Genomic DNA, 13,046 nt, shown 5'->3' with positions numbered 1-13,046 from the left:
GGGAGCGGGCTAGTTGTAGTTGAAGCACCGACTCGAATCCGGCGTTGACTCCGGTTCACCCTTGTAGAGGATGAACCAGTTCTCCGCCGTCGCCTCATCGATGTGTCCGTCCAGGAGCACGCAGGTGTAGAGGACGCTGTCTTTGCTTCGGAAACCGGCGTAGATCCAGGTCGCCCCGCACGGTGATCTCGGGTCCGTCGCCAGCGTGATCTCATTCAGAGCCCCACCTGAACCCTCTTCCCAGGTCCCGGAGAAATCAACGGCATCTGCCCCGCGCAGCTCCGCCGCGGTGCGTGGCGGACTCCCGCCGCACCCCACATCTCGTGGCCACGCAGTCGCCTGAAAGGTACCATCCTCGGCGAGTTCGAGCGTCGTCGGCAGGTCGCTTCCCGCCTGCCAGGTCCCGTACGCATCGGCCTCCGTCAGGCTGTAGTCCGAATTCCCGCACGCCGCCAGCGAGAGCATGACGGCGGCCAAGACCGCGAGCGCACCGACTCGGCCGTGATTCCGAGGGGATGGGCGGGTGGGCACAGGCCCATCATGCACCATCCACCCGTGTCGCCGCAGCCAGCGGACTCAGGAGGGGCACTTTCGTCCTGACATAATGTGCATTATCGGATAATCCGTATGCGGGATCTGGCGGGACGAGAAAAGGTGGGAAAGCCGTCACCGCGGCCCTGTATCAAGCGTTGACGTACGCCGCGAGATGCTCACCCGTCAACGTCGAGCCGTCTGCGACGAGCTCGGCAGGCGTTCCCTCGAACACGATGCGACCACCGTCATGGCCGGCTCCCGGTCCGACGTCGATGATCCAGTCGGCGTGTGCCATGACGCCCTGATGATGCTCGATCACGACCACCGTCTTGCCGGCGTCGACAAGTCGATCCAACAGGCCGAGGATCGTGTCGACGTCAGCGAGATGCAGACCCGTCGTCGGCTCGTCCAGCACGTACACGTCGCCTTTCTCGCCCATCTGGATCGCGAGCTTGATGCGCTGTCGTTCACCGCCCGACAGAGTCGACAACGGCTGGCCGAGCGACAGGTAGCCGAGCCCCACGTCTTCCAGGCGTCCGAGGATGGCGGCCGCAGCCGGGAGCTTCGCCTCACCCTCACTGAAGAACACACGGGCTTCAGACACCGGAAGGTCGAGCACCTCGGTGATGTCCTTCCCGCCGAGCTTGTACTCCAGTACCGCCGCCTGGAAGCGCTTACCGCCGCAGTCCTCACAGGGGGTCTCGATGGTGTCCATGAACCCGAGCTCGGTGATGATGACACCGGCGCCCTTGCACGTAGGACATGCGCCCTCGGAGTTCGCGCTGAACAGCGCGGGCTTCACGCCGTTCGCCTTCGCGAAGGCTTTGCGGATGGGTTCGAGCAGCCCCGTGTACGTCGCTGGGTTGCTGCGGCGCGAGCCCTTGATGGCGGACTGGTCGATCGCCACCACGCCCTCGCGTCCGGTCACCGAACCGTGGATGAGCGAGCTCTTACCGGAGCCGGCGACGCCGGTGACGACGGTCAGGACGCCGGTCGGGATGTCGACGTCCACGTTCTGGAGGTTGTTGGTGGATGCGCCGCGCACCTCGATCGCGCCGGTGCGGTCACGCACGGCGTCCTTGAGCTGTGCACGGTCGTCGAGGTGCTGCCCCGTCAGTGTTCCACTGGCTGTGAGGCCCTCGACGCTCCCCTGATAGCAGATCTCTCCCCCGGCGCTTCCCGCACCCGGCCCCAGGTCCACGACGTGATCGCCGATCGCGATGGTCTCCGGCTTGTGCTCGACGACGAGCACCGTGTTCCCCTTGTCGCGAAGGCGGAGCAGCAGGCCGTTCATCCGCTGGATGTCGTGCGGGTGCAGCCCGATCGTCGGCTCGTCGAAGACATACGTGACGTCGGTCAGCGAGGACCCCAGGTGCCGCAGCATCTTGATCCGCTGCGCCTCTCCCCCGGACAGCGTGCCCGAGGGCCGGTCCAGGCTCAGGTACCCCAGGCCGAGGGTCACGAAGGCGTCGAGGTTGGCACTCAGCGCCTGGAGCAGCGGCCCGGCTCCGGGGAGATCCAGGCCGCGGACCCACGTGGCGAGATCCGTGACCTGCATGCGGCAGGCGTCGGCGATGCTCACGCCGTCGATCTTCGAGGATCGCGCGCCCTCGGTGAGACGCGTACCGTCGCACTCCGGGCATACCGCGAAGGTGGCCACGCGCTCGACGAAGGCACGGATGTGCGGCTGGAGCGCTTCGAGGTCCTTCGAGAGCATGGACTTCGTGATCTTCGGGATCAGGCCCTCGTAGGTCATGTTGATGCCGGAGATCTTGACCTTCGTGACCTCTCCGTAGAGGAAGAGGTGACGCTGCTTGTCGGTGAACGACGAGATGGGCTTGTCCCCCGGATAGAACCCGGACTGCGAGAAGCCCTTCACCATCCAGCCGTCGGCGGTGTACCCGGGCACCATGATCGCGCCCTCGTCGAGGGACTTCGACTCATCGACGATCTGGGACAGGTCGAGGTCCGACACCACTCCCCTGCCCTCACATCGCGGGCACATGCCGCCGAGGTAGATCGCGTCCTTCACGATCTTCTTCTCGCCACCCGGCCCGGTCATGACACCGCTGGCCTTCTGCGTCGGGATGTTGAACGAGAACGCCGTCGGGCCGCCGATGTAGGGCTGGCCCAGCTTGCTGAACAGGATGCGGAGCATGGCATTGGCATCCGTCACGGTGCCGACGGTCGACCGCGGGTTCGCGCCGAGACGCTCCTGGTCCACGATGATCGCCGTGGTGAGCCCTTCCAGCACGTCGACGTCGGGACGCGGCACCGACGGCATGAAGCCCTGCACGAACGCGCTGTACGTCTCGTCGATCATCCGGCGCGATTCGGCAGCGATCGTGTCGAAGACGAGGGAGCTCTTCCCCGACCCCGAGACACCGGTGAACACCGTGAGGCGTCGCTTCGGGATGTCGACGCTCACGTCCTTGAGGTTGTTCTCGCGCGCGCCCTGCACACGGATGAGGTCGTGGGTGTCCGCGGGGTGCTCAGCAGCGGTCATGCGGCGTCCTTCGTGGTGGTGGGGCCGTCAAGCGGCCTGGTTGATACGGAGCAGGTTGCCGGCGGGATCGCGGAAGGCGCAGTCGCGGACGCCGTAGGGCTGGTCCATCGGCTCCTGGACGACATCGGCGCCGACGGCGACCAGCCGCTCGAACAGGGCGTCCAGGTCGTCGCTCGCGAGGGTGAGAGCGCCGTAGCTGCCCTTCGCGATGAGCTCCAGGATGGTCTGCCGCTCCGCGTCGGTGATGCCGGGATCGGTGGCCGGCGGGTGGAGGACGATCGAGGTCTCGGGCTGGCCGACCGGGCCGACCGTGAGCCAGCGCAGGCCGTCGTATCCGACATCGTTGCGCACCTCGAAGCCGAGGGCGTCGCGATAGAAGCCGAGGGCTGCGTCGGCGTCGGTGTGCGGGAGGAAGGCGTAGTGGATGCTGATCTTCATGATGCTCACGTTAGGTGCGCCTCGGGGCGCGGCGCTTCTCGATTCCTGATCGGTCGGGTGACCTGCTTGGCGTGGAACGACGGGATGCCCTCGACGTTCGCGGCGCGTTCACGGTACACGCTGGGTGGGACACCGACCAGCTCCGAGAACCGGGTGCTGAACGTTCCCAGCGAGGAGCAGCCCACCGCGAAGCACACCTCGGTGACGCTGAGGTCGCCGCGACGCAGCAGCGCCATGGCACGCTCGATGCGGCGGGTCATCAGATAGGAGTACGGGGATTCGCCGTACGTCTCGCGAAACCGCCGGCTGAGATGGCCGGCCGACAGGTGCACGCCCCGCGCCAGAGCCTCGACGTCCAAGGGCTTCGCGTACTCGCGATCGATCCGGTCGCGGACCTTCCGCATCACGACCAGCTCCCGCAGGCGAACCTCATCCACCGGTGTCACGTCATGATCCTGCCATGACGCCGGAAGACGGGGAATGACCATCCGCGACGCGCGGAGGCCCTCCTCCCCCACTGTCGGAGATCCGGCGCTACCCTGGGGGCATCCTCACAGGATTCTCTCAGAAGGGGTTCCCCGCCATGTCTGAAGCACTCGCTGAAACGAAGTCGTTCTTCAAATCCATCCGGGTCGCTCTCGCGGTCTCCGGCGTTCTCGCGCTGCTCGCGGGCATCGCACTGCTGGTCTGGCCGGTGAAGTCGGCCGTCATCGTGACGGCGATCTTCGCGTCCTACCTGATCGTCGCGGGAGTCGTGTACATCGGCCTCGGGATCTTCTCCCGCGCCAAGGGCGGCTGGTCCCGCGTCGGGCACATCGTCCTCGGCCTGCTTTACATCGTCGCGGGCGTCATCGCGTTCTTCAACCTGAACGTCGCCGCCGCCACCCTCGCCCTGGTCGTCGTGATCTTCATCGGCGTGAGCTGGATCGTCGACGGCGTCGTCGCGCTCTCGTTGCTCGGCAGCGACGGCTCGCGGGTGTGGACGGTGATCTACGCGATCCTCAGCATCATCGCCGGAATCATCGTGCTCTTCTCGCCGGCCATCGCCGGATTCGCGCTGTGGCTGCTCCTGGGCATCGCGCTCGTCGTGCTCGGCATCGTGCAGATCATCCGCGCGATCACCCTCGGCAAGGACGAGAAGGCGTTCACCTCGGGCGCTGCCGGCATCTGACCACGGACGCGTGACGCCCCGGACCTGCAGCAGCGGGTCCGGGGCGTCTCGCGTCTGACGACTATTCCGCGGCGAAGGCGCTCACGTCGCCGACGAGGCGGGTGTTGTCCGCGGGGACGGGGTCGATCACGGCCTTGGCGACCTCGGCGGCGAACTCGGACACGTTGTAGAGGCGGCCGGCAGACTCGCGGCGCTCGGCGATGGCACCCGGGTTCGCGCGCTCGAGCAGCGTCGCCGTGATCGTCCCCTCGATCATGTCGCCGGAGACGACCGTGAAGCCGATCCCCTTCTCCGCGAGACCGGGGATGAGCTCGCGCAGCGCGTCCTCACCGGCCCGCTTCGACAGCGCGACGGGCTCATATTCCGGCATCGTCGGCGTCGTGCGGATGAAGTGCGCCTGGTGGCTGGTGACGAACACGACGCGTGCGCCGTCGGACAGCAGCGGCGTCGCGGCGTTGAGGACGTTGAGCTGCGCGTCGCGATTTAGCTTCAGGGCGTAGTCCTCGGCCATCCCCGACTCCATGCCGCCCGAGGCGTTCAGGACGAGGACGTCGAGGCGTCCGTACTCGGCGCGGACGGCGTCGAACATCTCGGCTACGGACGCAGGGTCGGTGAGGTCCGCGCCGACGACGAGCGCCCGGCGACCGAACTCCCGCAGCTGCGCCGCGAGCTTCTCCGCGCGCGGGGCCTTGTTCCGGTAGTTGATGACGACGTCGGCGCCGGCCTCGGCGAGGTATCGCACGGTGTCGGCGCCGATCCCCCGCGATGAGCCGGTGACGAGGGCCACCTTGCCGTCGAGGGATCCTGCGGGAAGAACGTCGGTCACGGGTGACTCCTCATGGTGCGTGGAACGCCGTGGGCGCACGGCTCTCACAGATTACCAAGGGGCGCGGTGGCGGCCCGTCGAGCGTCCTCGCGCGTGGTACGTTGACGGCAAAGGAGGCCGCATGGACAACTTCTCGACGTTCGTCACGTTCATCGACCACTGGGCATGGATCGGATGGCTGGTCCTCATCGCCGTCTTCCTCGTCATCGAGATGCTCTCCCTCGACTTCACCTTCCTCATGCTGAGCTTCGGGAGCGTGATCGGTCTCGTCACCGACTTCGTCGGCCTCCCGGTCTGGATCCAGATCCTCATCGCCGCCTTGGCATCCGCCCTCTTCATCCTCTTCCTGCGGCCGCCGCTCCTGCGGCGCCTGCACCGCGGTGCCGACCCCACGCGCTCGAACGTGGAGGCGCTCGTCGACCTCCGGGGCATCGCGCTCAGCGAGATCACGCAGATCTCCGGTCAGGCGAAGCTCGCGAACGGCGATACCTGGACCGCCAGGACGACCACCCCGATGGCCATCCCCGCGGGGGCGCCTGTCGCCGTCAGTGCGATCAACGGCGCGACCGCCATCGTCCGACCCCTCAACGACTAGGAGTACGCGTGGACGACGCATCGATCATCCCGACCGTGATCATCTGGATCCTGGTGATCGCGGTCATCATCTTCGTGATCGTCACGATCGCGCGGGCGATCCGCATCATCCCGCAGGCGACCGCCGGCGTGGTGGAAAGGCTCGGCCGCTATCACAAGACCCTCTCTCCCGGCCTCAACATCCTCGTGCCGTTCATCGACCGCCTGCGGCCGCTGATCGACATGCGCGAGCAGGTGGTGTCGTTCCCGCCGCAGCCCGTGATCACCGAGGACAACCTCGTCGTCTCCATCGACACGGTCGTCTACTTCCAGGTCACCGATGCGCGCGCGGCCACCTACGAGATCGCGAACTACCTCGGCGCCGTGGAACAGCTCACCACCACGACTCTCCGAAACGTCGTCGGTGGTCTGAACCTCGAAGAGGCACTGACGAGCCGCGACAACATCAACGGGCAGCTCCGCGTGGTCCTCGACGAGGCGACCGGCAAGTGGGGCATCCGCGTGGGCCGCGTCGAGCTCAAGGCGATCGACCCGCCCGTCTCCATCCAGGACTCGATGGAGAAGCAGATGCGCGCCGAGCGGGATCGCCGTGCCGCGATCCTGACCGCCGAGGGCACGAAGCAGTCTGCGATCCTCGAGGCGGAAGGCCTCCGTCAGGCGGAGATCCTCCGCGCCGAGGGCGACAAGCAGGCCGCCGTCCTCCGCGCCCAGGGCGAGGCGGAGGCGATCCAGAGCGTGTTCTCCGCGATCCACCAGGGAGCGCCGGACGACAAGCTCCTCGCGTACCAGTACCTGCAGATGCTCCCGAAGATCAGTGAGAGCCCGTCCAGCAAGCTCTGGATCATCCCGAGCGAGCTGACCGAGGCACTCAAGGGCATCGGCACCGCCTTCACCCCGAAGGTCGGACCCGGGTCGACCACTCCCCCTTCCGGCGCGTGACGCACCCGTACTTCGTCAAGGCCGAGCAGCCCCGCATCCTGGCCCATCGGGGTCTGGTGACCGCCGAGGGGCGGGAATCCGGCGTCTGGGAGAACACCGCGGCCGCCTTCGCCGCGGCGCATGCCGCTGGGGCGGAGTACATCGAGACGGACTGCCAGGTCACCGCTGACGGTGACGTCGTGCTCTTCCACGATCACGACCTGCGCCGTCTCGTGGACGATCCGCGCGCCGTGCACGAGGTCAGGACGCGGGAGCTGGGCGCGCTGTTCGCTGACCACGGCGGTCTGCTCACGGTGGCCGAGGCGCTCTCCGCATTCCCGGAGACCCGGTTCAACATCGATGTGAAGACACCGGCCGCCGCAGCGCCGCTGGGCCCCATCCTCGCCGCGCACACGCATCGTGTCCTCGTCACCAGCTTCTCGGATGCCAACCGGCGGGCGACGCTGGAGGCCGTACGGCAGACCGGCACCGCGCTCCGGCCCGCCACCTCCGGCGGGAGTCGGACGATCGCGGCCCTGCGTTCGCTCTCCGCCGTGCGTCTCTCCCCCGGCAGAGTGCTCCGGGAGATCGACGCCCTGCAGATCCCCGAGCGCCACGGGGCGATCCGAGTGCTGACGCCTGCGCTCCTCCGCGCCGCCCACCGGGCCGGCACCGAGGTCCATGTCTGGACCGTGAACGACGCGGACGACATGCGGCGCCTCATCGACGCGGGCGTGGACGGCGTCGTGACCGACCGTGCCGACCTCGCCGTCGCCACGTTCCGGAAGCCCTGAGCGCCCAATATCCTCCGGCGCTGGGATTCCCCTGTGAATACCGCGCAGAACGTCCCGACGTGGATGAAGCGCACAGGCTCGAACGTTATACCTGACAGCGACGAGAGGACCACACAATGGCAGATCGCAGCCTGCGCGGCATCCGACTCGGCGCCCAGAGCCTACAGAGCGAAGAGGGCGTCGTTTTCATGGAGCGCCGTGAGACCACCTATACCTGTGACACCTGCGGACACGACACCACGCTCATGTTCGCTGCCGATGCCGAACCGCCTCAGACCTGGGAGTGCCGTTCCTGCGGCGCGGAAGCCCGCCTGAAGGTCGACGGCGAGGCCGTCACCCTCGAGGCCACCGACGAGAAGGCCGCCCGCACCCACTGGGACATGCTCATGGAGCGCCGCACCCGTGCGGAGCTGGAGGAGCTTCTCGAGGAGCGTCTCGCCTACATCCGAGCCCGGCGCGGTGCCGGTGAGGACCCCACCCGCGAGAAGATCGGCGCCTAACGCCGACGGGCGCGCCACCACCCGAGACCGAGCGCGCCCAGACCGCCCCAGAGCAGCACCTGCTGCAACCAGGGGCCCAGGACGATTCCCGCCGTGAGGCCGGAGCGGAGTTCGACATCCTCGAGCATCGCTCCGGCCTCATCCGCGTCCAGGCTCGTGACCGTCCGCCCATTCGGGAGGATGACCTGGCTCGTGCCGACCGTGGAGATGTTCACGACGCTGCGGCCCGTCTCGATCGCGCGCATCCGTGCGAACGCCAGTTGCTGGAGGTTCTCATCCGTGCCGCGGAAGTCGGCGTTGTTCGTCTGGAAGACCAGCACCTCGGCGCCGCCGTAGAGGCCCTCGGTGATGACGTCGTCGTAGATGACGTCGAAGCAGATGGCCAGGCCGACACGGACATCATCCACCTCGACGATCGGCGGGTTCGTCCCCGGGGTGTACTCGCGCTGGATCAGTCCGATGAGATCCGGCGCGAGAGCGTTGAAGAACGCGCGATCCGGCACGTACTCGCCGAAGGGCACGGGATGACGCTTGTCGTGCTTCTGCGGCGCTGTGCCGTCCGGCAGCCAGAGCATCGAGGTGTTGTAGTAGAGGTTCCCGCGGCCGGTGGCGGCGTTGGCGAGCAGTGGCGCATCGATGCGGTTCGACACCAGGGTCATCCGCCGCGCGATGGCGGAGTTCGCGAAGGGATCCGTGTCGAGCCCGCCCTCCGGCCACACGAGCAGGTCGACGTCCTCGCCGTACAGCGGCTCGGTCGCCTCGGTCTGCGCCTGGATCACGGCGAAGGGCTCGCGCTCGTCGAAGTAGCCGGTCGGCCCGTTCCCCTGCACCGCGGCGATGCGCATCGACCCCGACGGCGTGGTCGGGAAGAGCGGCATGAAGAAGAGGATCAGGACGAGAGCGGCCGGCGCGAGCAGGGTGATCGGTCGTCGCCAGAACCCCATCCGGATGATCTCGATCACCATCGCGACGAGGAACACCATGAGGAAGCTCAGCCCGCTCACGCCGATCCAGGAGGAGAGCGCGGCGAGGGGACTCTCGGCCTGACTCATCCCGAGACGAGCCCAGGGGAAGCCGCCGTACGGCCACCAGCCGAGGAACAGCTCCCGCCCCACCCAGAGCGCCGCGACGACGGCCGGGAGGGTCAGCAGGCGTCCCGCCATGCCCGGCCAGGCCCGGGGCAGCCACCGGTACGCGAGGGTCACGGGGATGAGCCCGACGGCCGTGAGGACGCCCTCGACGACGCTCAGGGCGGCCCACGGCAGCGGCCCGAGGTATCGAGAGGTCCAGGACACGAGCAGAGCGAAGAACACGATGCCGTAGACGAGCCCCACGAGCAGTGCTCCTCCGGCCCGCCGCCCGATCAGCGCGAGCAGCAGCAGGGCCGTGGCAGGGAAGGCCAGGATCCAGATCGCCGCCTCGGGGAACGCGAGGTCCATGAGCAGCGCTGCCAGGGCGGCTAGGGGAACGGCGGCCCACAGGGGCAGGAGGGCGCGTCGACGGACGGAGGCTTCGGTCATGCGGGCGGATCTCACATCGAGGAGTAGGCGACGATGCCACGGCGCACACCGTCGAGGGCAGCCCGGGCGGTGCGTGCGAGCACGGCGTCTTCCGCGACGATGGACAGCTGATCCAGGAGGTCGATGGTCTGCTTCGCCCACCGCACGAAATCGCCGGCCGCCATGTCGGCGTCGATGAGGACGCGGTCGAGCATCCCGCCGCGCGCCCAGGCGTGCATCGCACCCGCGAGCCCGGCGGCCAGCGGCTCGCTTCCCGGGAGCTGATGGTCCTGCTCCAGGTCGTCGAGCTCCGCCCAGAGCGCGGTCGTCTTCTCGTATGCCGCTCGGAAGGCGCCCCTGGGGAGGCCCCGCTCCCCCGCGTTCGCTTCGTCGCGGCGCGGCTCGTACACCAGGCAGCACGCCATCGCGGCCAGCGACGGCGCATCCAGCCCCTTCCAGAGGCCCTGACGCAGCGACTCTGCCACGAGCAGATCACGCTCACCGTAGATGCGGCGCATCGTGCGCCCCGCATCGGTCAGGTGCATCCCGTCCTCGTCACGACGGACGTAGTCCAGTGTCTCCAGCACCTCGACGACACGGTCGAAGACGCGGGCCACCGTGCCGGTCCTGGTCTCGATCTGACGGCGCGTGCGATCGGTCTGGCGCTTGAGCTTCCAGTAGCGCTCGGCCCACCGGGCGTGCTTCTCGCGGTCAGGACAGCGGTGGCAGGGGTGGCGCTGCATCCGCGTGCGGAGCGTCTGGATCCGCTTCATCCGCTTGTCCCGTGCAGCGCGCGGGGCCTGGGTGTCCTGCCGGTTCTTCTTCTCGAGGTCGCTCAGCTCGCGGCGGATGGCGGCGTACTCCGGGAAGTCGCCGTGCTCGCACGCCATCGCCGACTGATAGCCGGCCAGCGACTCCTCGGCCTCCCGCACCTGTCTGGCCAGCCCGACCACGGCGCGGTCCGCCTGGAACTGGGCGAACGACGACTCCAGGATCTCTCGGGCTCTCGCCTGGCCGAACAGGTCGATCAGGTTGACGGCCATGTTGTACGTCGGCCGGAAGCTGGAGTTGAGCGGATAGGTCCGCCGCGACGCGAGGGCGGCGACGGCTTGCGGGTCCATGCCCTCGCTCCACTGCACGACCGCGTGCCCCTCGACGTCGATGCCGCGGCGTCCGGCGCGACCGGTGAGCTGCGTGTACTCACCGGAAGTGATCGCGACGCGCGCCTCTCCGTTGAACTTCTCCATCTTCTCGAGCACTACGGTCCGCGCCGGCATGTTGATGCCGAGGGCCAGCGTCTCGGTCGCGAAGACGACCTTGAGCAGCTTGCGCTGGAAGAGGTCCTCGACGACCTCTTTGAAGGCGGGAAGGAGGCCGGCATGATGGGCGGCCACGCCCCGTTCGAGGTTGTCCAGCCACTCCCAGTAGCCCAGCACCCCGAGGTCTTCGTCCTGCAGAGTGCGGGTGCGCTCCTCGACGATGGCGCGGATCTCGGCCCGCTCCTCCGCCGAGGTCAGGCGGAGACCTGAGCGCCGTACCTGCTGCACCGCGGCGTCGCAGCCCACGCGGCTGAAGATGAAGAAGATGGCGGGGAGCAGGTTCGAGCGTTCCAGCAGCTCGACCACGTCCGGGCGGTCCATGCGCTCGATCCGACGCGCGTTCGCGGCGCGCACGGGGCGGCGCCCGCCCCGCGGCGGTCGGGGGGCCTGCCGCCCGGCGTGTCGGTTGCTGCGGTAGGACTGCGCCTGGCGGTTGCTCTCGTAGGTGGAGCCGGTGAACGACCGGATGCGCATGAGCTCCTGGTTCACCTGGGCCGTGGCGATGCCGGCACGGTCGTCGAAGAGCGGCAGCAGGTCGTCTCGCACGAGCACGTGCTGCTCCAACGGCACCGGACGGATCTCGGAGACGATGACCTCGGTGTCACCGCGAACCGTGTCCAGCCAGTCACCGAACTCCTCGGCGTTCGACACCGTCGCGCTCAGCGAGACCAGGCGCACGCGGGGCGGGAGGTGGATGATGACCTCTTCCCACACGGCACCCCGGAAGCGGTCGGCCAGATAGTGCACCTCGTCCATCACGACGTAGCGCAGGTCGCGCAGCGCCGCGGAGTCGGCGTAGATCATGTTCCGCAGGACCTCGGTGGTCATGACCACGATGCGGGCGTTGCCGTTGATGTTGGTGTCGCCCGTCAGCAGACCGACCTCGTCCGCACCGTAGACATCGACGAGTTCGCGGAACTTCTGGTTGGAGAGCGCCTTCATCGGCGTGGTGTAGAAGGCTTTGTCCGTCGCGGTCTGCATCGCCAGGTGGATGGCGAATTCCCCCACGATGGTCTTCCCGGCGCCCGTGGGCGCCGCTACGAGAACGCTGCGTCCGTTCTCCAGCGCGTGGCATCCGGCGAGCTGGAACGGGTCGAGCTGGAAGCGCTGGCGCGCCGCGAACGCTGCCGTCTCCGGATGCGCCGCACTCTCCTGCGCCTGCGCATATCGCTCGGACGGCGAACTCATGGCGCGTCCGGGACGAGTCCGGCGGCGGTGTCCCGCTTGCGCTTGCGTCGGTCGAAGAGGAGGGAGAGTCCTGCCGCTGCGAAGAAGAGGACGATGAGGATGCCGGCCAGCATGAGCATGCTGACCACGTCTGCGGCCGGGGTCGCCAGCGCAGCGAAGATCGTCGCGATGAGGATCGCCACGCGCCACCCTTTGAGGATCGCCCGTCCCGACATCACACCGGCGAGGTTGAGAGCCACAAGGAAGACGGGAAGGACGAACGAGATGCCGATGACGATCATCAGCTTGAACACGAAGTCGTAGTACTCCTGCGCGGAGTAGAAGTTGGTGCCGCCCTCCGGGGTGAAGCTCCACATGAGCTCGATGACGTGCGGCATGATCTGCACCCCGAGATAGCACCCCGCGAAGAACAGCGGCACTGCGGCGACGACGAAGCCGACGGTGTAACGGATCTCCTTGCGGGTGAGGCCGGGCATGATGAAGGCCCAGATCTGCCACAGCCAGACGGGTGCGGAGAGGAACAGGCCGATCGTGAAGGCGATGCGCATACGCATGTCGAACGCGGACGTCACTGTCGCGAAGTTCAACGCGCTGAAGTCATCACCTCGCTGTTCCGAGATGATGCGGATCGGACCGGTGATGAAATGGATGACCGGGTCCGCGATGATGAACGCCACGACCATGCCGACGACCAGAGCGATCGCCGCGTACATGAGGCGCTTGCGCAGTTCGACGAGATGTGCGCCGAGCGACATCCGC

General features: G+C 67.8%; 13 protein-coding genes. 5 read left to right on the top strand and 8 right to left on the bottom strand.

Annotation, left to right across the window (positions count from 1 at the left end; genetic code table 11):
• Positions 1-9: 9 nt before the first annotated feature.
• The 4 genes from KZC57_RS01770 to KZC57_RS01755 form a co-directional block, all read right to left on the bottom strand.
• On the bottom strand, positions 10-465 hold the full coding sequence (locus KZC57_RS01770) for a hypothetical protein (protein WP_247640911.1): 456 nt from the start codon (positions 463-465) through the stop codon (positions 10-12).
• 217 nt (positions 466-682) lie between these two features.
• Entirely contained in the window at positions 683-3,040 is a 2,358-nt protein-coding gene (locus KZC57_RS01765) for an excinuclease ABC subunit UvrA (RefSeq protein WP_247640910.1), read from the bottom strand.
• 27 nt (positions 3,041-3,067) lie between these two features.
• Positions 3,068-3,478, bottom strand: coding sequence for a VOC family protein (locus KZC57_RS01760; protein WP_060921665.1), 411 nt, complete (start codon positions 3,476-3,478; stop codon positions 3,068-3,070).
• Between the two features lie 5 nt (positions 3,479-3,483).
• Positions 3,484-3,882 (bottom strand): helix-turn-helix transcriptional regulator, encoded by a 399-nt coding sequence (locus KZC57_RS01755; RefSeq protein ID WP_051582213.1) that lies wholly within the window; start codon positions 3,880-3,882, stop codon positions 3,484-3,486.
• A gap of 179 nt (positions 3,883-4,061) precedes the next feature.
• Here KZC57_RS01755 and KZC57_RS01750 point away from each other — a divergent pair, with 179 nt between their 5' ends.
• The gene (locus KZC57_RS01750) at positions 4,062-4,649 is read left to right on the top strand and encodes an HdeD family acid-resistance protein (RefSeq protein ID WP_060921640.1); all 588 of its coding nucleotides are present in this window, start codon (positions 4,062-4,064) and stop codon (positions 4,647-4,649) included.
• 61 nt (positions 4,650-4,710) lie between these two features.
• Here the strand turns inward: KZC57_RS01750 and KZC57_RS01745 are convergent, their stop codons facing one another.
• Positions 4,711-5,475 (bottom strand): SDR family oxidoreductase, encoded by a 765-nt coding sequence (locus tag KZC57_RS01745; protein WP_060921639.1) that lies wholly within the window; start codon positions 5,473-5,475, stop codon positions 4,711-4,713.
• 121 nt (positions 5,476-5,596) lie between these two features.
• Between KZC57_RS01745 and KZC57_RS01740 the strand changes: the two genes are divergently transcribed.
• From KZC57_RS01740 to KZC57_RS01725, 4 genes are all read left to right on the top strand, one after another.
• Complete coding sequence (locus KZC57_RS01740; protein WP_025103445.1) at positions 5,597-6,070, top strand: NfeD family protein; 474 nt, start codon at positions 5,597-5,599, stop codon at positions 6,068-6,070.
• Between the two features lie 8 nt (positions 6,071-6,078).
• The gene (locus KZC57_RS01735; protein ID WP_060921638.1) at positions 6,079-7,008 is read left to right on the top strand and encodes an SPFH domain-containing protein; all 930 of its coding nucleotides are present in this window, start codon (positions 6,079-6,081) and stop codon (positions 7,006-7,008) included.
• The gene (locus tag KZC57_RS01730) at positions 7,005-7,781 is read left to right on the top strand and encodes a glycerophosphodiester phosphodiesterase family protein (RefSeq protein WP_060921637.1); all 777 of its coding nucleotides are present in this window, start codon (positions 7,005-7,007) and stop codon (positions 7,779-7,781) included. Before KZC57_RS01735 ends, KZC57_RS01730 begins: the two co-directional genes overlap by 4 nt.
• A 116-nt stretch (positions 7,782-7,897) precedes the next feature.
• A complete protein-coding gene (locus KZC57_RS01725) occupies positions 7,898-8,281 on the top strand; it encodes an RNA polymerase-binding protein RbpA (RefSeq protein WP_060921636.1) in 384 nt (127 codons plus the stop codon).
• Here KZC57_RS01725 and lnt read toward each other — a convergent pair.
• From lnt to tatC, 3 genes are read right to left on the bottom strand one after another with little or no spacing between them, the layout of a single operon-like run.
• Positions 8,278-9,801, bottom strand: a complete 1,524-nt coding sequence (gene lnt / locus KZC57_RS01720) for an apolipoprotein N-acyltransferase (RefSeq protein ID WP_247640909.1) — start codon at positions 9,799-9,801, stop codon at positions 8,278-8,280. The two genes, KZC57_RS01725 and lnt, sit on opposite strands and share 4 nt — an antisense overlap.
• An 11-nt stretch (positions 9,802-9,812) precedes the next feature.
• Entirely contained in the window at positions 9,813-12,287 is a 2,475-nt protein-coding gene (locus KZC57_RS01715) for an RNA helicase (protein ID WP_083370859.1), read from the bottom strand.
• On the bottom strand, positions 12,284-13,042 hold the full coding sequence (gene tatC, locus KZC57_RS01710) for a twin-arginine translocase subunit TatC (RefSeq protein WP_060922611.1): 759 nt from the start codon (positions 13,040-13,042) through the stop codon (positions 12,284-12,286). The genes KZC57_RS01715 and tatC overlap by 4 nt, the downstream gene beginning before the upstream one ends.
• Positions 13,043-13,046 lie beyond the last annotated feature (4 nt).

This window comes from Microbacterium sp. KSW4-4, assembly GCF_023091185.1.
In the GTDB taxonomy this organism is placed as follows: domain Bacteria; phylum Actinomycetota; class Actinomycetes; order Actinomycetales; family Microbacteriaceae; genus Microbacterium; species Microbacterium paraoxydans.
This window is presented reverse-complemented; position numbering and strand designations above follow the sequence as displayed.

Bases quoted from the DNA above. Each gene is read 5' to 3' on its own strand.
- lnt (WP_247640909.1), bottom strand. From the start codon at position 9,801: ATGACCGAAGCCTCCGTCCGTCGACGCGCCCTCCTGCCCCTGTGGGCC.
- KZC57_RS01750 (WP_060921640.1), top strand. From the start codon at position 4,062: ATGTCTGAAGCACTCGCTGAAACGAAGTCGTTCTTCAAATCCATCCGG.
- KZC57_RS01760 (WP_060921665.1), bottom strand. From the start codon at position 3,478: ATGAAGATCAGCATCCACTACGCCTTCCTCCCGCACACCGACGCCGAC.
- KZC57_RS01755 (WP_051582213.1), bottom strand. From the start codon at position 3,882: ATGCGGAAGGTCCGCGACCGGATCGATCGCGAGTACGCGAAGCCCTTG.
- KZC57_RS01725 (WP_060921636.1), top strand. From the start codon at position 7,898: ATGGCAGATCGCAGCCTGCGCGGCATCCGACTCGGCGCCCAGAGCCTA.
- KZC57_RS01770 (WP_247640911.1), bottom strand. From the start codon at position 465: ATGCTCTCGCTGGCGGCGTGCGGGAATTCGGACTACAGCCTGACGGAG.
- KZC57_RS01740 (WP_025103445.1), top strand. From the start codon at position 5,597: ATGGACAACTTCTCGACGTTCGTCACGTTCATCGACCACTGGGCATGG.
- KZC57_RS01715 (WP_083370859.1), bottom strand. From the start codon at position 12,287: ATGAGTTCGCCGTCCGAGCGATATGCGCAGGCGCAGGAGAGTGCGGCG.
- tatC (WP_060922611.1), bottom strand. From the start codon at position 13,042: ATGTCGCTCGGCGCACATCTCGTCGAACTGCGCAAGCGCCTCATGTAC.
- KZC57_RS01765 (WP_247640910.1), bottom strand. From the start codon at position 3,040: ATGACCGCTGCTGAGCACCCCGCGGACACCCACGACCTCATCCGTGTG.